This is a genomic window from Peribacillus sp. YIM B13482 (assembly GCF_042787975.1).
GTDB classification, from domain to species: domain Bacteria; phylum Bacillota; class Bacilli; order Bacillales; family DSM-1321; genus Peribacillus; species Peribacillus simplex_A.
Window position 1 is genome coordinate 20,730 of record NZ_JBHZPF010000037.1, and the last position, 18,520, is coordinate 39,249.

The following is an 18,520-nucleotide window of genomic DNA, read 5'->3' on the forward strand; positions in this document are numbered from 1 at the left end:
AAATTTATGAAATGTCACTATATAAAGCTTGCAAAACTGATTGAGCGCTTGCAAATAGTGAAAATAATATTCTATCTGGTGGAGTTGAAACATAATTTAATCCATGAGGAGCCGCATGTTTAGATAGCCATTTTACTGATTGCCAAGAACCTGCTATCTCTCCGCCTAAACCCATTAGATATTCTCTTTCGTTCGATAGTTTTAAAAGTTTTGTCCTTCTTAGGCCTTGTACAATTGACTTTCCTACAATTTGTTCATTAATAATTTGAAATGGGCTACTTGGCATTATATTTAATTTAACGTACTCTGGAATAATAGACTTAGCTGAGTCTGCTCTATTCATATTAAGGCACGCTGCAGTAAAGTCGTTACCCCCAAATAATGCACCATTTAGTTCTATATTTGTTCCTTTAACGTCTAAAATATCTTCTAATACATGGAAAGAACCAGATGTTTCAATCATTATAGATACTCCACGAACTAAATCTTGAATACCGTATGATTGTACAAGTTTTTCAAAAGTTTCTATAAACATAGAAACCTCTTTTGGAAAGGTAACCATCGATAATAAAATTTGAAGTGTAACATCAATATCATTGGTTTGTGCTTTGTGTGCTGCTTTAATAATACCTTCGCACCAGATCTCACATATATCTTGTCTTTGGACGGTAACTCTCACTCCCCGACAACCGTGGTATGTTTCCGATTCATTCGCAAGAATGTTAACACGATCACTAACAGCTTTATTATTTAAATTATATTTTTCAGAGAAATTCTCTGTGTTAAAATCTTTCGTAAAGATCATGTTATAGGGCATACATAATAATCTAACAACAGCGATTTCTCCTGTCCCTACTTTAAACACGTCATAAACCATGTCGGTAAATCTTTTTAAATATTTCTCTCTATAATGAGAGAAATTTTCACCAACAATTTCTTCACCTAGAAATATGATTCTCATTAAATCAATATCAGTGGATTGATTCCACATCCGTTCATCTCTTAATAATCCTAATCCGTATCTTTCAGAATAACCCTTTAAGCAAATATCACCATTTACTAGTGAGATATCACTTCCATACATTCGGGTGAGAGTCATTGTTCTAGCAGTATGTGCTGTCGATAATACTTTGAGTTCCGAAACTTCGTATGCAGCCCTTAATAACTTTTGGAAACCAACAAACTCTGAAGACTCAATAGTTTCAATAAGAAATTGTTTATTATGTTGATATGTACTTGAATGAATAATATTTTGTTCTGCATTAGCTGGACCATAAATCTCTAATGACTCTAGAAAAGCTTTTGAAAGAATTTGATAAACTTTAATGATAGTTGAAGGATTAGCCGATAAATTACCTTTGAAAATTAATCCTTTATTAGCATTTAATGAAATGTAATCACCTTCATTTATCGTATCTTTTTCAAAAATGACTTCTCTTAATGGTTGTTCAATATAAAATTTACTACCATCATTAAATGTATAAGTTAACATTTTAGGTTCTATATTAAATTGGTATTGGCAGTTAACATCAACTAACGTTGGAATACCTTCACAACTAGCTTGAACAGGGCAAAATGTAGTACGTGCCTTCTGGTTAGTGAAAAAACCTTTAGATGATGTTAAAACATAAAAATCTTCTAAATCCCCAGTTGTTAGAGAATAGATTAAGTTAATAGTTGTGTTTCTACTTTGGGCTTCTTGTAACAATAGCTCCCCTAATTTTCTATCAAGAACTAGTTGACCGGATACATCCCCAGGTAGAATACTTTCCCCCTGTCCGATGGGGGATTGATCATTTTCCTTAACAAAGTTAGGAGAAAGGAGATCTGTTAACTGTTCTTCCTCGATTTCAAATAACACATCTCTTGGAGATAAAAAACCTTGTGCTATTTTATGTAACTTTTCATTTAATGTGTTTTTATTTTTAGTTAGCAATTGCATTAGTTTGTCACCTTATCCTTATTAATATTTTTATATACAGGCGTACTATATTTAGGGTTTAATGTTTTTTCTTGAAATTTATGTATTAAATTTCTTGTTATTTCTCCAATTTTACCTCCAGATAATTCAATGTTATTAATACGAGCAACTCCAACAATTTCAGCATGTGTTCCTGTTAAAAAAACTTCATCTGCATTAATCAATTGAAAGGGTGTAATATCACTTTGTTTAACTTCCATATTAATTTCTCTAGCGATATCCATAATCATTTGTCTCGTTATTCCTTGTAAGATTCCGTTTGATGGACTAGGGGTTACAAGTGTATTTTTATCTATAATAAAAACATTACATATAGTTGATTCTGAAACAAACCCTCGGGGGTCTAGTAAAATTGCATCATCTGCTCCATATTCATTCGCTTCCATTCTAGCAACAACACTATTAAGGTAATTAAGTGATTTAATCTCATGTGAGGTGGCATCCACAGCATCTCGGCGTGTAGAGGCAATTACTAGAGACAACCCATTCTCTTTAACAGACTTTCCATGGACATTTGGTAAATCTTCTACAATGATAATTAAACTAGCGCTCTTGCAAGTACTAGGATCTGGACCTATGTGACCTACACCTCTTGTAACAAGTAAACGAATGTAGGCATTCTGAAGTTCGTTGATTTTCAGTGTTTCTAAGATGAATTCACCTATTTGTTCTAATGAGTATGGAAGCTGAATTCGAAGACTATTGGCTGAACGTTTTAACCGATTAAGATGTTCCTTCATTTGGAATACATGTCCAGAATAACAGCGTAACCCTTCATATATTCCATCACCATATAATAAACCATGATCATACACACTGATTTTTGCATCATCTTTATTGTAGAAAGCACCATCAACAAATATTTTTGTAGTCATTTAAATAACCTTCTTTTCTTTTTATTAGAAATTAAAATCCCTATTATCTACTTTGAATATTCAGACTTTATTAAGTGAAGACATTTAGACTTAGTTGTGCAATAATGTCCCTTCTTTTTCCTTTCTTTGATTTTATTTCCAAATTCACTATAGTGAATTTGATTCCATGATAAATCCGTTATAAACTAAAGTCAAGAATTAAATTCACTATAGTAGAATGCAGGGGGCTTTTATGGAATTTTCAACTAATGTAAAAAATGTAAGGAAGTCAAAAGGCTACACACTAGAAGAACTAGCTAAAAAGTCGGGAGTTAGTAAGTCTATGTTATCTCAGATTGAAAGAGGTGATAAAAATCCAACAATTCATGTTGCTTCACAAATTGCGGAAGCACTGGATGTAACAATATCGTCTTTGTTGGGGGAGGATCAAAAAAGAAGTGTGTCTATTATTCGTTCGAGTAACAGATTAATATATAAGGACGAAAACACAAAGTTCGAAAGACATCTTTTATCACCGCCGGCTAATGATATTGAATTCATTTTAAATAAAATTCCTCCTTTAGAGGAAACCGGAATTTTTCCACCTCATAAAAAGGGTGTAGAGGAATACATCTATGTTTTAAAAGGAAAAATACAAGTTGAATTAGGTGAGGAACCTGAAATTTATAAGTTAGAAGAAGGGGATTCAATATATTTTGAAGCAGATATAGACCATAGGTTTCTGAATTTATCAGAAGAAGAGTGTAATTACTTTTTAATAATTAATTCAACTAAAAAAAATATGTATAGATAACTTCGTTAATAAACAGTGGTGTACTTAAAAAACTATAAAAAGAATACATGCTTATAAGCTGAACTGCCCCGTAAATGTTAGTTTGGTGTCTAACATTTACGGGGCAGTTCACTTTTGCCTACAGTCTTTTTTGTTTTAAAATAATTTCTTCATCTTCATCTAAACAGTGAAAAGCTAGGAAGGGCACATTTAACATCGCACTTGTTTCTTTTGTATATACTCCGATTCCCTCTAATCTATGCTGACCATCCATTAGTGAAGCTTTTTTTTTTGCATATTAATCTGCCTATATTTGGACGGAGTTTATCATAAGCCTGAAAATCCCATTATTCTCAGGATTTAAGCAATTATTTCAAGCTTTCTTAGATCAATTGAGTTAAACCGAAGTCATATCTAGCCGATTTTGATAATTAAGGTATAATAATAGGGTAAGATATTTTGTAACGGATTAGGTGAAGATGATCATGAAGCTAATCATTGCGGAGAAACCAGATCAAGGTTCAACGTTAGCAGCTCAATTTAAAACGAAGAAACAGCAAGGATATATAGAAATCATGCCGAATGAACTTTTTCCCGACGGAGCTTATGTAACTTGGGCCGTCGGGCATTTATGTCAACTCGTTTCGCCGGAAACCTATCATTCAAAATGGAAAAAATGGTCGATGGAAACGTTGCCGATGATTCCAGAGAAATTTCAATATGAAGTGACCCGACAAAAGGCAAAGCAATTCAATGTAGTGAAGACTTTGCTTAGGAAACCGGATGTCGATGAAATCATTCATGCAGGCGATGCTGGGCGTGAAGGAGAATTGATTGTACGTAATATCGTTAATCTATGTAATGTCAATAAACCGATGAAACGTTTATGGATTTCCTCTTTGACCCCAAAAGCGATTTATGAGGGATTCCAAAACCTGATGGGCGAGGAAAAAACCAGGCCACTCTATCATGAAGCGTACACGAGAGCTTGCGCAGACTGGGTTGTGGGAATGAATGCATCGAGAGCGTATAGTATTCTATTGAAACAAAGGGGTGTTTCGGATGTGTTTTCAGCTGGTAGGGTTCAGACACCGACTCTCGCTTTGATAGTGAAACGGGAAATGGAAATTGAACAATTCAAGACTGAACCGTTCTGGGAAGTGTTCGCTGACTTCAAGATGGATGGTAAGGAGTATCAAGGAAAATGGCAGCAGAACAATGATCCGAGAATCAAGACAAAAGAACTTGCTGATAAAATTGCCGCCTTTTGCAAGGGTAAAGAAGCTGAAATTGCGGAAATGGCTACAGAAAGAAAAGAATTTCAGCCACCTTTGTTATTTAATCTATCGTCATTGCAGGCAACCGTAAACAAGATTTATAAATATTCACCGAAACAGACGCTTGATATTGTACAAAGTTTATATCAAAAAGGGATCGTTTCTTATCCACGTTCAGACTCCAATTATGTTACGGAGGGGGAAGCCGAAACATTTCCTGATATATTGCAAAAACTAAGTGGATTTTCAGAATATGAATCCCTGTTTCCTTTACCACAACCGAGCATCATGAATAATAAACGGTTTGTAAATGAAAAAAAAGTGACTGATCACTATGCAATTATCCCGACGGAACAAGTGACCGACCCAAAGAGGCTTTCTGCTGAAGAACGGAATATTTATGACTTGGTGGTCCGCCGGTTGATTGCGGCACATTACGAGAAAGCCATTTTCGATTACACCACCATTAAAACGCTTGTCGATAAGCGTGCCGAATTCATTTCTAAAGGCAAGCAGCAGATCCAAGAGGGATGGCGCAAAGTGATTTTCCAAAATGAGAAGGATGATGATGATATCCTTTTGCCTGCCGTTTCAAAAGGGGATTCTGGAAAGGTCGCCAAAATAAAGGTGAAAGAAGGAAAAACTCAGCCGCCAAAGCGCTATACAGAAGGTCAGTTGATCACTTTGATGAAAACGGCCGGAAAACACTTGGATAATGAAGAGTTAGAAAAGGTGCTGATGAAAACCGAAGGCCTTGGCACAGAAGCAACTCGAGCTGGTATCATTACCATGCTCAAAGACCGTAAATACATTGATGTCAAAAAAAACCAGGTGTTTGCGACGGATAAAGGGAAAGTGCTGATCACTGCAATTGGGGAGAAAATCCTGGCTTCACCTGAAATGACAGCCAAATGGGAACAGCGTTTAAGGGAAATTGGTGAAGGGAAGGCCTCAGCCGGCGTCTTTATGGAAGCTGTTAAAAAGATGTCAGCAAAAATTATCAGTGATGCCGTGGAATCATCTGAAAGCTGGGATTTTCAAGGGCTGGACACCGAGTCGATTCAACGGAGCGGCCCTAAAAAGAGAAGCTCGGCATCTGTGGGCAGCTGTAAGCTATGCGGTTCTAAGATTGTCGATAAAGGGGAATTCTATGGATGTGTAAATTATCAAAAAACCAAGTGTAACTTTACGATCTCCAAAAAAATCCTTAATAAGAAAATCAGTCAAGCAAATATAAAAAAATTATTGTCGAGCGGTGAAACGGATTTGATAAGTGGTTTTAAAAAAGGTGAAAAAACCTTTGATGCCATTTTATCTTGGTCCGATTCTGAAAAGAAGATCAGCTTTACATTCCAAACAGAACAGAACATCAAACAAACATGAGAAGAAACTTCATTTAAAAGCGCCCTGAGACGTTATCTTCTTGTTTCAGGGGCGTTTATATAGTAAAATTTTTAGATATGCGTTTGAATGGGAGGATTCCGAATGCCTACACCTAGCATGGAGGATTACATAGAACAAATTTATTTACTTATTGAAGAAAAAGGATATGCAAGAGTTTCGGATATTGCCGAAAACCTTTCCGTCCACCCATCTTCTGTTACAAAAATGGTTCAAAAACTGGACCAGGAAAAATATTTGATATATGAAAAGTACCGGGGTCTCGTTTTAACTGCAAACGGGAAAAAGGTTGGTAAAAGGCTCGTATACCGCCATGAACTTTTAGAACAGATGCTTAGATTGCTTGGGGTCAAGGAAGAAAATATTTATCATGATGTTGAAGGGATTGAACATCACCTTAGTTGGAATGCCATCGATAGGATTGGCGATCTGGTTGAATTCTTTGAGGAGTCTCCCGATCGTGTCGAGGATTTACGAAAGATACAAAAAAGAAATGAAGAAAATTCAAAATAAGCTGCCTCAGGCAGCTTTCAGACTGTAGACAAACTCGATGAAAATCGAGTTTGTCTACAGTCTTTTTTGAGGGTTTTAAAAATTCGAACGTTGATTTCCACTTCAGGCACTCACTTTCCGCGGGCGGTCCGGGAGCCTCCTCGGCGCCTTTGCGCCTGTGGGGTCTCCCTTGGACACGCTTTTCCCGCAGGAGTCTCGCACCTTCCGTTCCAATCAACTCTGTTTTAACAATTAGATATAACCGCTTTTGCCTACAATCTTTTTTATTTTTATGTTAATTGAAATTTTTCAGATGACATCACCTGTTTTCTGGAACCGGGCATTCATCATTATAAAAGTATTTTAAAAAAGGATTTTTTAATTAAGAGCAGAATAGCTATAATGAAGCCCTGTATTTTGATTCGGGAAAACTGTGTGTTAGTTAACGAATGGGATTGTAATTTCCGTAATGCTTCAAGTACTAATATAATTTGAGATTAAATGGGAGGGGGATTGTTTAATGAATTTACATACTTGGCATAAAGAGTCGGAAAAGGAATGGGATGTCTTTGCACCTATGTGGGTGAAGAATTCGCAAGAAATGTGGGAATCGGGGAGCCGAAAAAACATTATTCCGTTCTTTTCTGAATATGTACCTTCGGGAGTGAAGGTAGCTGACATAGGCTGTGGAGATGGAGTTGGTTCTTTAAAATTGGCCGAAGCGGGATTTGAAGTAACTGGAGTCGATTTATCCAATGTCATGATTGAATTTGCAAAGGGGAAAACAGCTCTACTACCTGAACTTTCTTTCATTCAAGGAGATTTTTATGATCTTCCATTCAAGGATGAGGAAATGGATGCGGCATTGGTCATTAATTCTTTGGAATATACAGGTGAACCATTAACGGTGCTGAAGGAAATTCAACGGGTAATTAAGCCTGGCGGTTATGCCTGTTTTGGAATTCTTGGTCCGACGGCTGAACCACGAAAAAAATTCAGTTTTCAACGGCTATTAGGAGATAAAGTCATTATGAATACAATGCAGGCTTGGGAATTTGAAAAAATGGCAACAGAAACGGGATGGAAGGTGGTCGCTGACACCGGCGTTGCGAAGAGAGGGGTGGACTTTGCAAAATTGGGGCATTTTTCAAAGGAACTAAAACAAGCTGTATCGTTCATGTGGCTGTTCCTCCTTCAAAAAAAGGTGGATCAGTGATGGAGAAGTATCAAATCGATCAATTCGTTGAAAAGACGAAACAGCAGGATAAAGGGCAAGGCTTATTTGAACTTGAAACGGAACGAATTCTGGAAATTAATCTGGAACAGCAGATCTGGGCAAAAATGGGGACGATGATTTCTTATCGCGGACAAATTAAATTCGAGAGGGAAGGTATCTTGGAGCATGGTCTTGGTAAACTCTTCAAGAAAGCCTTGACTGGTGAGGGTGCATCCTTGATGAAAGCGACCGGCAGCGGCAAGCTATACGTCGCGGATCAAGGGAAGAAGATATCAATTTTACAGTTAAATGGTGAATCGATCTGTGTTAATGGTAATGATTTGCTTGCCTTTGAGCCGGGTATTCAATGGGATATAAAAATGATGCGGCGCATTGCAGGGTTATTGGCGGGTGGATTGTTCAATGTAAGACTCGAGGGGAGAGGGATGGTCGCATTCACTTCCCATTATGAGCCACTCACTTTAATGGTGGAAGCTGGGAATCCAGTCTATACGGACCCGAATGCCACAGTAGCTTGGTCAGGGGAGCTTCAGCCTGAATTCGTAACGGATGTTTCATTAAAGTCGTTTTTTGGAAGGGGAAGCGGCGAATCCGTTCAAATGAAATTCGAAGGGAAAGGGTTTGTAGTCGTCCAACCTTTTGAAGAGGTATATTTCGGTAATAAAGAATCATGAAAGAAACAACCTGAGTCAAAAACTCAGGTTGTTTCCCATGATAGCCGAAAGTTGCTGCCTACAAAAAAGCTAGTCACTTAAAAGAGAAAGCTTCTTTTTCCTTACCCTTTCAATCCCACTCATATGGGGTTGATTGGTAAACATAATAGTTCAGCCAATTCGAGAACATCAGACTGCAATGGCTCTTCCAGCGGTGAAGGGGTACCTTGGTCGGATCGTTATCAGGAAAGTAATTTTCAGGGAGTTGCGTATTGATCCCACGCTCCCTATCACGCTTATATTCTTCACCGAGGGTATCGGCATCATACTCGAAATGGCCGGTCACCATGATTCTTTTTCCATCAACTGAAGCAGCTATCAATACCCCAGCTTGATCGGACTGTGCCAGAACCTTCAATTCTGGACGGTTAACTAATTTTTGATAGTCAATATCCGTATAGCGCGAATGAGGGGCCATAAAATAGTCATCGAATCCGCGGACTAGATTTTCAGTTGGTTCAAGTACCTCATGAGTGTATATGCCGAAGCATTTCACTGGCAGTTCATGTTTGCCTATTCCATAATGATGGTATAGGGCTGCTTGAGCTCCCCAACAGATATGTAGGGTGGATGTGACATTTTCTGTTGACCAATTCATGATATCCTGCAGTTCTTCCCAATAATTAACGTCTGAAAATTCCAGCTTCTCGACTGGAGCGCCCGTAATGATCAAGCCGTCATATTTCTTCGTGCGAATATCATTAAATGATTTATAAAACTGATCTAAATGAAATTTACTAGTGTTTTTTGATTCATGTGTGCTCAAACGCAGGAATGATATGTTTACTTGAATGGGAGTATTGCCAAGAAAGCGCAGTAACTGAGCCTCTGTTTTTTCTTTCTCTGGCATAAGGTTTAAAATTAATATATTCAATGGACGGATTTCCTGATTGGTAGCTCTATCCTCATCCATAACGAAGATATTTTCCTGTTCTAAAATTTCTTTAGCTGGCAGTTGTTCCGGAATTCTGATTGGCATGATTAGCCTCCTTCTCCAAAAATCATAATATTTTAATTATATAGAAAATTACTGAATAGAAAAGCTATTTTAATAATTTCTTCTAAATCCTGAGGGAAATGGCTCGGGGATGGTAAAATGGTGAGATCATGATTACATAAACTTATGAAGTTGGAGAGGTGTATGGAGATTGTTCGATCCTACAGCATTTGAGAACATGAAAGTGGTATTGGAAGGTGCGGTCTATGATCGTGACTTCATTGGAGATATATTGGTCATAAACCGTGATGATATAGTGAATCTCGCAAACATGTCCAGAACATATAAGATTGAAATGGAATTGAAAGAATCGCTGGCGCCTATTTCGGTTATCGGAGTCATCGAGTTACACGCTTCACTCCAGAATCTAAGTTCGGAGTTACTTGATTCCACTATTAATGAAACACATTCCGGTTGCACGGTTAATATTTTCATTTCTTTTCCTAAAAAGCTTGATGAAGTGACTGCTGAACAATTCTTGATCGATCTGGAAAAAATTTGGGGGGATCAGAGAATCATTACAGTGACGACCAGCGAAACGGTCAGTAAAAAAGTGCAACCCGTTCATTCTTCTTTATTTAAAGTTTCATTTGGAAGGCTTATAAAAGAAGAGCAAATGGAGGATTTGGAAGATATGGTAGAATATTTGATACAATCCATTCAAGCGATGAAGATTCCGGGATAATTGGAAAAGGTAAGATTATAAAAGTTGGTAAACGTACCTTTAAATACTGTAAAATGACATCATCATACTAAAGGGAGAGATCATACATGTCCATTTACGAATTTGAAGTCAATAAAATCAATGGCGAAACCATCTCGCTTGAGGAATATAGAGGGAAAGTGATGATTATAGTGAATACCGCAAGCAAATGCGGTTTTTCGCCACAGTATGATGATTTGCAAAGCCTGTATGTACAATATAAAGAAGATGGGTTGGCGGTGCTTGGTTTTCCATGTAATCAGTTTTTGAATCAGGAGCCTGGAGATGATCTGGAAATCGATTCTTATTGTAAGTTGAATCATGGTGTAACATTCCCGATGTTTGCAAAAGTGAATGTCAATGGCAAGGAGGCCCATCCTTTATTCAGCTATCTGACTGAAAATGCTCCTGGAGTGATGGGGTCTAAATCGATAAAATGGAATTTTACAAAGTTCTTGATTGACCGTGATGGAAATATCGTAAGTCGGTATGCCCCTAAAACAAAACCACTGGAAATCGAAGAGGATTTAAAAAAATTATTATGATGATATCGAGTTCAACGGAAGAGGTACTTTCTGTTGGGCTCTTTTTGTAAGGCAAGATATTTATCCACAACGCTTTCTAAAAGGGACAAATGGGGGGAGAGTTGAATATAATAGGAGACACCAATTGAGGGGGGAAACCATGGAACGAATTGCATGGGTAACGGATAGCACAGGAACTTTAGATGAAGAATTATCATTGAATGAACATGTTTACGTCGTTCCGATGATCGTTATCATCGATGGGAAGGAATATGAAGATGGTATCGACCTATCACCTGGGGAATTATACCGAAGAATGAGTGAGGAAAAGAAAAACGCGACTACATCACAGCCCTCGGTCGGTACATTCCAAGAGTTATATAAGAAGCTTGAAAAACGTTATGATCGAATCATTGCGGTTCATCTTTCAAGTGAATTGAGCGGGACCGTTTCCGCGAGCAGGCAAGCTGCACAAATGGTTACGATCCCCGTTGACGTTTTTGATACTCTGCTTATTTCCTTTCCAATGCTTTTAATAATGAAACGGCTCATGCATTATATTGATAATGGCCATTCCGTCAATGAGGCCTTCGTTAAAACGAGAATATATGCGGATAATCATGAAACCTATGTATTAATAGGTTCTTTGGATCAGCTGCATCGCAGTGGAAGGTTATCGAACGCACAGTATATTTTAGGAAGCCTATTGAGCTTTAAACCCATCATTTCAATCGAAAATGGCTTGCTTCATACTAAATCTAAACCCCGGAACCTTAAAAAAGCGGAAAAACAGATCTTCACTGATTTTCGCAGATCAGTCGAAGCAGGTAAAGTAAAAGAATGCACCATATTATATGGAGCTGTGTCGGAGCAGTCACAAAGATGGAAAAAGATGATTTCTGAAGAATTTCCTCATGTGTTGACACATGTATCCCCACTGGGCAGTGCAATCGGGGTGCATACCGGTGAACAGACGATTGGACTCAGTTGGTTCAATGAAGATTAAAGCACAACATTATTGAGAACCATGGTAAAATAGAAAGGACATGGAGTGGTGAAATGAATCAAACGATGATTGATTTAACGGAGAAGTATGTATATGACCAATTGAAATCTGATGCCAGCGGCCATGATTGGTTCCATATCGATCGGGTTCGTAAGCTGGCTTTACATATTGCAAAAGAAGAACGCAAAGGGAATGAGTTTATAATTGAATTGGCGGCACTGCTTCATGATATCCCGGATGATAAATTAAACCGGGATGCTGATGAGGGATCGAAAAAGCTGGACGAATGGTTTGATGAAATAAAATTGGAAATTGATAGCGTGAATGCCATTAAGCAGATCATCAACACAATTTCCTATAGTTCCGGGCAGTTGAAGCTTCCTTCCATCGAGGCTGAAATCGTTCAGGATGCGGACCGCTTGGATGCAATTGGCGCCATAGGGATAGCAAGGACATTTGCATTTGGAGGGAAAAAGGGACAACCCATGTTTGATCCTTCATTGTCAATAAGGGGAAATATGACAAAAGAGGAATACAGGACGGGGAAAAGCTCTTCCATTCATCACTTTTATGAAAAACTATTACGTTTGCAAGATATGCTCAATACTTGTACAGCCAAGAGGATTGCAAGTGAAAGGCATGAATATATGGTTAGATTTTTAGAGGAATTTAATAAGGAATGGGATGTACGATTATGAAAGTTTTTAGCATGGAACATGTAATGAAAACCCAAGGGGAAAAGCTTCTTTTTAAAGATGTATCTTTTTCCATTACCGAAGGGGAAAAAATCGGGATCGTTGGTATAAACGGCACCGGTAAATCGACATTATTGAATATCATTGCAGGATTGGAAGACAGTGATTTAGGAACGAAGGATCATCCGAATGATTACACGATTTCCTACCTATCCCAAGATCCGCAATTTGATGAGAAATTGACGATCATGGAATATATGTATGAAAGTTCAACGCCTGTATTTTCATTGATTAAGGAGTATGAAAAGACGCTCGTCCAACTCCAGGTAGATCCACAGAATAGTGCAATACAGGACCGTTTGTTAAAACAGCAACAGGATATGGACACGCTTGGCGCCTGGGATACAAGTGCCAATGCCAGAACGATACTGACCAAGCTGGGCCTTCCTGATCACTCAAGGAAATTGGGGGAAATGTCAGGCGGCCAAAAAAAGCGGGCGGCACTGGCAAAAACCTTGATTGAGACTCCGGATTTACTGATTTTGGATGAGCCTACGAACCATCTTGATTTTGAAAGCATTACCTGGCTTGAAGAATATTTGGGAAAATATCAAAAGTCCGTTTTATTTGTAACACATGATCGATATTTCTTAGATCGGGTTTCTAATAAGATTTGGGAAATTGCCCAAACGAAGCTCTTCGAATACAAAGGAAACTATGCAGACTATTTAGAATCAAAGGCCATTCGTGAAGAGAATGAATCGACGGAAAGAACGAAAAAAGAAAGTCTATTCAAAAAAGAACTGGCCTGGATCCGTAAAGGTGCCAAGGCCCGTACAACGAAACAAAAGGCCAGAATCCAACGCTTCGAAACATTGGAATCAGGTGTAAAGGATAAGCAGAAAACCGAGAGCCTGGAAATGGAATTAAGCGGTGCCCGTTTAGGGAAAAAGGTACTGGAGATGCAGGATGTCTCTAAATCTTTCGGGGATCAGTCCATCATCAACCATTTTTCCTTCCTCTTCAAACCAGGTGATAGGATTGGAATTGTTGGTAATAATGGCAGTGGAAAGTCCACCTTGTTAAATATTTTGGCCGGACGGGAATCTATAGATGATGGAAATCTGGAAATAGGGCAAACCGTGAAAATAGGGTACTATACGCAAGAAAGCGTCGATATGGACGAGAATCTGCGCATGATAGAGTATATTCGGGAAACGGCGGATTCAATCGCCCTTAAAGATGGTAGCTACATATCAGCTGCCCAGATGCTTGAAAGGTTCTTGTTTCCAATGGGCTCGCATGGGACGCCGATTCGCAAGCTGTCCGGAGGGGAGAAAAGGCGTTTATATCTCCTTAACATATTGATGTCGGCACCTAATGTCCTGCTTTTGGATGAACCGACGAATGATTTGGACACGCAAACCTTGACCGTTCTTGAGGATTATTTAGAAACATTTTCAGGTGTAGTCATTACCGTATCACATGATAGGTATTTCCTGGATAAAACGTGCCATCAGCTCCTTGTCTTCAAGAATAAAGGTGAAATTGATTTCTATTACGGTAATTACTCGGAGTTCTTGGAGGAAAAGACGGAAGAGGCCGTACCAGTGAAAACACCAGAACCTCCACTCAATCGCACAGAAAAGAAAAAGAAAAAACTAACATATGCGGAAAGTAAGGAATGGGAAGAGATAGAAGGGAACATGGAACGGGCCGAGCTGCGTCTGAAAGACATCACGTCTGAAATGTCAGCTGCGGGAAGCGATTTTGAACAAGTCCGCCTGTTACTTGAAGAAGAAAAGGGACTAACGGATAAATTAGAGCATTTGATGGAAAGATGGACGTATTTAGCGGAAAAATTGGAAGAGGAATGAGCGGGGGACTGGTCCAAGGGAGCAAACTTGGACCAGTCTTTTTTTAGCCAATCTCAATTGCATGAGAATCTTTTGCCGTTGTGATAATATCTAGTACATGGAAACGTCTTGTAAAAGGAGAGAAACGCATTGAAAATCAAATCAATAGAACCTACACCAAGTCCGAATACAATGAAAATCAATTTAACTGAAGAGTTATTAGCAGGTAAAAGTAATAACTATAAGAAGGACCAAGCTGAACAAGCACCGCAGCTGATTAAAGATTTATTTAAGATTGATGGGGTGAAAGGGGTATATCATGTTGCGGATTTCTTAGCGGTTGAGCGCAATGCGAAATATGATTGGAAAGATATCTTGGTCCAAATCCGTCAGGTGTTCGGGGAAAAAACCGAAGAACAAAGTCAACAAACGGTTTTAAATGAACATTACGGTGAAGTAGCGGTTGCCATTCAACAATTCAAAGGCATTCCGATGCAAATTAAAGCAAGTGATAGCCAACACGAAAAACGTTTTGCCTTACCGGAATATTTCATAAAGGGCATTGCCGCAGCCCAAAAAGAAGATGATAATGTAGTCATGCTTCGAAAATGGAAGGATTATGGCGTAAGATATGGTGATATGGAAGATATCGTGAAGGAAGTATCGGATGAGCTGATTGCAGCATATCCGGAAGAACGAATTAATCGGCTAGTAGCTGCTGCTAAAGAAATGGTGGATACAAAAGAAACATTCTTGAAACGGCCAAAAATTAAACTGACTGCAGAAATGCTGAATGACGAAAGTTGGGAAAAGCGATATCAGGCTTTAGAACAAATGGAAGATCCAACTGTGGGTGATATTCCAGTATTGGACATAGCACTTTCCGACAATAAAGTCTCCATTAGAAGGCTCGCGGTTGTATACTTGGGTATGATCGAAGATAGAAAAGTGCTTCCGAGCTTGTACAAAGCAATGAAAGATAAAAGTGCAGCAGTAAGACGAACGGCTGGTGACTGTTTATCCGATCTGGGCTTTGAAGAAGCGATGGGAGAAATGTCGCAAGCACTATCGGATAAGAATAAATTGGTTAGATGGAGGGCGGCGATGTTTTTATATGAAGCTGGAAATGAAACGACCCTTCCTCTTCTAAAGCAAGCGGAACAGGACCCTGAATTCGAAGTGGCCCTACAGGTCAAGATGGCCATTGATCGTATAGAAAATGGGGAAGAAGCAAAAGGTTCAGTTTGGAAGCAAATGACAGAATCAAGGCTAGCGAATGAAAAGTGAAATTTAATTGGAATAACTTAATGGGCTTCAAAAAAGGCATCCGGGTGATTAAATCCGCATGCCTTTTTTGAAGCTGGTCAATTCCAATTGCTTGACCCCGTGGTCCGGTGGAACTCCGAAACAGCAAAATGGCTAATTTTCGATGAGATACAGTATTTTAAAGTAAATAAATCTGTTTTCTATTATTTTAGTAAAATGATATTTGCAGATATTTAACGTTGAAAGGTTGCATTTGTCTATAGATATGTTAGAATTTTTAGAGTATACTAAAAATTATATTATATTGAATTATCAAACATTAGTGAAAATTGGGGGTACAACGAATGTCTACATCAAATATGAGAAGTGACATGATTACTAAAGGAGTCGACCGTGCTCCGCACAGAAGTCTGTTGAGGGCAGCAGGGGTTAAAGAAGAAGATTTTGGAAAACCGTTCATCGCGGTTTGTAACTCATACATCGATATCGTTCCGGGTCATGTCCATCTTCAGGAATTCGGAAAAATAGTGAAGGAAGCGATTCGCGAAGCAGGCGGTGTTCCTTTCGAATTTAATACGATTGGGGTAGACGATGGAATTGCAATGGGTCATATTGGTATGCGCTATTCATTACCAAGCCGTGAAATCATCGCGGACTCCGTGGAAACTGTTGTATCTGCACATTGGTTTGACGGTATGGTTTGCATTCCAAACTGTGACAAGATAACGCCGGGAATGATGATGGCAGCTCTTCGTGTCAATATTCCTACAATATTCGTAAGTGGCGGACCGATGAAGGCAGGCAAAGACAAAAACGGTAAATCTCTTTCATTAACATCTGTTTTTGAAGGGGTGGGCGCCTATCAAGCTGGTAATATCAATGAAGAAGAACTGCAGGAAATCGAGCAAGTTGCATGCCCTACTTGCGGTTCTTGTTCAGGAATGTTCACTGCAAATTCCATGAACTGTCTGGCAGAAGGTTTAGGACTTGCGCTTCCGGGAAATGGTACGATTTTGGCGGTAGCTGAAGAACGCAAAGAATTCGTTAAGAAATCCGCTAAACAATTGATGGAGATAATCAAACAGGATATCAAGCCTCGTGATATCGTGACGATTGATGCAATTGATAACGCATTTGCCTTGGATATGGCGATGGGCGGTTCGACCAACACTGTTCTGCATACACTTGCATTGGCACATGAAGCAGGTTTTGAATATCCGATGGAGCGCATAAATGAAATAGCTAACCGTGTACCGCATCTAGCGAAAATTGCTCCGGCATCCGATTATCATATTGAAGATGTACATAATGCCGGAGGTGTAAGTGCCGTCATTAATGAGTTACTCAAAAAACCAGGCGCCTTTAACGGTGACTGCCTTTCCGTTTCAGGTAAAACGCTCCGCGAAAATGTTGCCGGTTGTGAAATTCTGGATAAGGATGTTATCCATCCGTTAGATAATCCGCATTCCGAGCGTGGAGGGCTTGCGGTATTGTTTGGCAACCTTGCACCTCAAGGTTCCATCATAAAAGTGGGAGCAGTTGACGAATCAGTTGGTGGCTACCATAGGGGTCCTGCCATTTGTTTCGATTCCCAGGAAGATGCACTTTCCGGAATCATTACTGGAAAAGTAAAAGAAGGGAATGTAGTGGTCATTCGTTACGAAGGACCTAAAGGGGGGCCGGGTATGCCGGAAATGTTGGCACCAACTTCCCAAATTGTCGGGAGGGGACTTGGAGCCAAAGTCGGTTTGATCACTGATGGCCGCTTTTCAGGCGCATCTCGGGGCATCAGCATTGGTCATATATCCCCCGAAGCAGCTGAGGGAGGCCCAATCGCTTTCGTGGAAGATGGAGATATCATCGAGTTGGATTTGAACAATCGTAAAATCGAATTGGAAATTTCCGATGAAGAATTCGAAAAACGTAAAGCAAATTGGAAAGGCTTCGAGTCAAAAGTTAGAACAGGCTATTTAGCACGTTATTCCAAACTTGTGACGAATGCCAGCTCAGGCGGAGTGATGAAAGTTTAATTCAAGGAAGATACTAAAACATGGTGGCAGAATGAAATGGATTCTGTTACCATGTTTCTTTTTGCGGCGTAAATGAATCTTTGATCATTGATACATAAACTTGAACGCCGAATTTGCAAAGCTCTAAGCGTCATTTTTGCATGTGCACATAAGAATATAGTATGATTAATCTAATTGAAGAATTGTAATCAAGGGGGTTTTTTTATGTCGATGGCATATGATGAATATATGAAACAAATGGTGAAGCCAATGCGTGCGGAACTGGTGCAAGCAGGTTTTGAGGAGTTGGAATCCGCTGAAGCGGTTGAAAACTTTATGGATTCAGTAGAAGGTACGACACTTGTCGTCGTAAATTCTGTTTGTGGCTGTGCTGCCGGGTTAGCCCGTCCAGCTGCTACCCAAGCCGTACTCCAGGCAGACAATAAGCCTGATCATCTCGTAACAGTATTTGCCGGACAAGATAAGGAAGCTACAGCTAAAATGCGGGAATACTTCAATGGAATCGAACCTTCTTCACCATCCATGGCTCTCTTAAAGGGCAAAGAGGTTTTACATTTCATTCCTCGCCATGATATAGAGGGACAGCCAATGGAAGCTATTATGGAAAATTTATTGGCAGCATTCAGTCAAGTAAATAAGTGATGAAGCGGAATGTCCTGGAAACAGGGCATTCTTTTCAAATTTATAAGAGTATG

16 protein-coding genes are annotated in these 18,520 nt (G+C 39.2%); 13 read left to right on the forward strand and 3 right to left on the reverse strand.

Annotation, left to right across the window (positions count from 1 at the left end):
* Positions 1–4: 4 nt before the first annotated feature.
* Both ACFX4L_RS16995 and ilvE read right to left on the reverse strand, forming a co-directional pair.
* On the reverse strand, positions 5–1,942 hold the full coding sequence (locus ACFX4L_RS16995; RefSeq protein WP_289337423.1) for a putative PEP-binding protein: 1,938 nt from the start codon (positions 1,940–1,942) through the stop codon (positions 5–7).
* Positions 1,942–2,856, reverse strand: coding sequence for a branched-chain-amino-acid transaminase (ilvE, locus tag ACFX4L_RS17000; RefSeq protein ID WP_061463668.1), 915 nt, complete (start codon positions 2,854–2,856; stop codon positions 1,942–1,944). Before ilvE ends, ACFX4L_RS16995 begins: the two co-directional genes overlap by 1 nt.
* A 232-nt stretch (positions 2,857–3,088) precedes the next feature.
* Between ilvE and ACFX4L_RS17005 the strand changes: the two genes are divergently transcribed.
* The 5 genes from ACFX4L_RS17005 to ACFX4L_RS17025 all read left to right on the forward strand — a co-directional run bounded on the left by ACFX4L_RS17005 (position 3,089) and on the right by ACFX4L_RS17025 (position 8,709).
* Complete coding sequence (locus ACFX4L_RS17005) at positions 3,089–3,649, forward strand: helix-turn-helix domain-containing protein (protein ID WP_289320195.1); 561 nt, start codon at positions 3,089–3,091, stop codon at positions 3,647–3,649.
* Between the two features lie 464 nt (positions 3,650–4,113).
* Positions 4,114–6,288 carry a DNA topoisomerase III gene (locus ACFX4L_RS17010; RefSeq protein WP_377405707.1) on the forward strand — a complete coding sequence of 725 codons (2,175 nt, stop codon included), beginning with the start codon at positions 4,114–4,116 and terminating at the stop codon, positions 6,286–6,288.
* Between the two features lie 102 nt (positions 6,289–6,390).
* On the forward strand, positions 6,391–6,819 hold the full coding sequence (mntR, locus tag ACFX4L_RS17015) for a transcriptional regulator MntR (RefSeq protein ID WP_377405709.1): 429 nt from the start codon (positions 6,391–6,393) through the stop codon (positions 6,817–6,819).
* Between the two features lie 499 nt (positions 6,820–7,318).
* Positions 7,319–8,014 (forward strand): class I SAM-dependent methyltransferase, encoded by a 696-nt coding sequence (locus tag ACFX4L_RS17020; RefSeq protein WP_377405711.1) that lies wholly within the window; start codon positions 7,319–7,321, stop codon positions 8,012–8,014.
* The gene (locus ACFX4L_RS17025; protein WP_061463658.1) at positions 8,014–8,709 is read left to right on the forward strand and encodes an AIM24 family protein; all 696 of its coding nucleotides are present in this window, start codon (positions 8,014–8,016) and stop codon (positions 8,707–8,709) included. The genes ACFX4L_RS17020 and ACFX4L_RS17025 overlap by 1 nt, the downstream gene beginning before the upstream one ends.
* 109 nt (positions 8,710–8,818) lie before the next feature.
* Here the strand turns inward: ACFX4L_RS17025 and metA are convergent, their stop codons facing one another.
* Positions 8,819–9,727: a homoserine O-acetyltransferase MetA gene (gene metA / locus ACFX4L_RS17030; RefSeq protein ID WP_061463655.1), complete on the reverse strand. Its 909-nt coding sequence runs from the start codon at positions 9,725–9,727 to the stop codon at positions 8,819–8,821.
* A gap of 169 nt (positions 9,728–9,896) precedes the next feature.
* Between metA and ACFX4L_RS17035 the strand changes: the two genes are divergently transcribed.
* From ACFX4L_RS17035 to ACFX4L_RS17070, 8 genes are all read left to right on the forward strand, one after another.
* A complete protein-coding gene (locus ACFX4L_RS17035; RefSeq protein ID WP_061463653.1) occupies positions 9,897–10,430 on the forward strand; it encodes a hypothetical protein in 534 nt (177 codons plus the stop codon).
* A gap of 86 nt (positions 10,431–10,516) precedes the next feature.
* Entirely contained in the window at positions 10,517–10,993 is a 477-nt protein-coding gene (locus ACFX4L_RS17040; RefSeq protein WP_061463651.1) for a glutathione peroxidase, read from the forward strand.
* A 139-nt stretch (positions 10,994–11,132) separates the two neighbouring features.
* Positions 11,133–11,978 carry a DegV family protein gene (locus ACFX4L_RS17045; RefSeq protein ID WP_377381979.1) on the forward strand — a complete coding sequence of 282 codons (846 nt, stop codon included), beginning with the start codon at positions 11,133–11,135 and terminating at the stop codon, positions 11,976–11,978.
* Between the two features lie 53 nt (positions 11,979–12,031).
* Positions 12,032–12,676 (forward strand): HD domain-containing protein, encoded by a 645-nt coding sequence (locus tag ACFX4L_RS17050; RefSeq protein ID WP_061463647.1) that lies wholly within the window; start codon positions 12,032–12,034, stop codon positions 12,674–12,676.
* Positions 12,673–14,550 carry an ABC-F family ATP-binding cassette domain-containing protein gene (locus ACFX4L_RS17055; protein WP_061463645.1) on the forward strand — a complete coding sequence of 626 codons (1,878 nt, stop codon included), beginning with the start codon at positions 12,673–12,675 and terminating at the stop codon, positions 14,548–14,550. The genes ACFX4L_RS17050 and ACFX4L_RS17055 overlap by 4 nt, the downstream gene beginning before the upstream one ends.
* A 129-nt stretch (positions 14,551–14,679) precedes the next feature.
* Complete coding sequence (locus ACFX4L_RS17060) at positions 14,680–15,816, forward strand: conserved virulence factor C family protein (RefSeq protein WP_377381974.1); 1,137 nt, start codon at positions 14,680–14,682, stop codon at positions 15,814–15,816.
* Between the two features lie 323 nt (positions 15,817–16,139).
* Complete coding sequence (gene ilvD, locus ACFX4L_RS17065) at positions 16,140–17,825, forward strand: dihydroxy-acid dehydratase (RefSeq protein WP_317777022.1); 1,686 nt, start codon at positions 16,140–16,142, stop codon at positions 17,823–17,825.
* Between the two features lie 204 nt (positions 17,826–18,029).
* Complete coding sequence (locus ACFX4L_RS17070; protein WP_089363415.1) at positions 18,030–18,467, forward strand: BrxA/BrxB family bacilliredoxin; 438 nt, start codon at positions 18,030–18,032, stop codon at positions 18,465–18,467.
* Positions 18,468–18,520 lie beyond the last annotated feature (53 nt).

Coding starts and splice junctions, on each gene's coding strand:
- ACFX4L_RS16995 (WP_289337423.1), bottom strand. CDS start 1,942: ATGCAATTGCTAACTAAAAATAAAAACACATTAAATGAAAAGTTACAT.
- ilvE (WP_061463668.1), bottom strand. CDS start 2,856: ATGACTACAAAAATATTTGTTGATGGTGCTTTCTACAATAAAGATGAT.
- ACFX4L_RS17005 (WP_289320195.1), top strand. CDS start 3,089: ATGGAATTTTCAACTAATGTAAAAAATGTAAGGAAGTCAAAAGGCTAC.
- ACFX4L_RS17010 (WP_377405707.1), top strand. CDS start 4,114: ATGAAGCTAATCATTGCGGAGAAACCAGATCAAGGTTCAACGTTAGCA.
- mntR (WP_377405709.1), top strand. CDS start 6,391: ATGCCTACACCTAGCATGGAGGATTACATAGAACAAATTTATTTACTT.
- ACFX4L_RS17020 (WP_377405711.1), top strand. CDS start 7,319: ATGAATTTACATACTTGGCATAAAGAGTCGGAAAAGGAATGGGATGTC.
- ACFX4L_RS17025 (WP_061463658.1), top strand. CDS start 8,014: ATGGAGAAGTATCAAATCGATCAATTCGTTGAAAAGACGAAACAGCAG.
- metA (WP_061463655.1), bottom strand. CDS start 9,727: ATGCCAATCAGAATTCCGGAACAACTGCCAGCTAAAGAAATTTTAGAA.
- ACFX4L_RS17040 (WP_061463651.1), top strand. CDS start 10,517: ATGTCCATTTACGAATTTGAAGTCAATAAAATCAATGGCGAAACCATC.
- ACFX4L_RS17045 (WP_377381979.1), top strand. CDS start 11,133: ATGGAACGAATTGCATGGGTAACGGATAGCACAGGAACTTTAGATGAA.
- ACFX4L_RS17050 (WP_061463647.1), top strand. CDS start 12,032: ATGAATCAAACGATGATTGATTTAACGGAGAAGTATGTATATGACCAA.
- ACFX4L_RS17055 (WP_061463645.1), top strand. CDS start 12,673: ATGAAAGTTTTTAGCATGGAACATGTAATGAAAACCCAAGGGGAAAAG.
- ilvD (WP_317777022.1), top strand. CDS start 16,140: ATGTCTACATCAAATATGAGAAGTGACATGATTACTAAAGGAGTCGAC.
- ACFX4L_RS17070 (WP_089363415.1), top strand. CDS start 18,030: ATGTCGATGGCATATGATGAATATATGAAACAAATGGTGAAGCCAATG.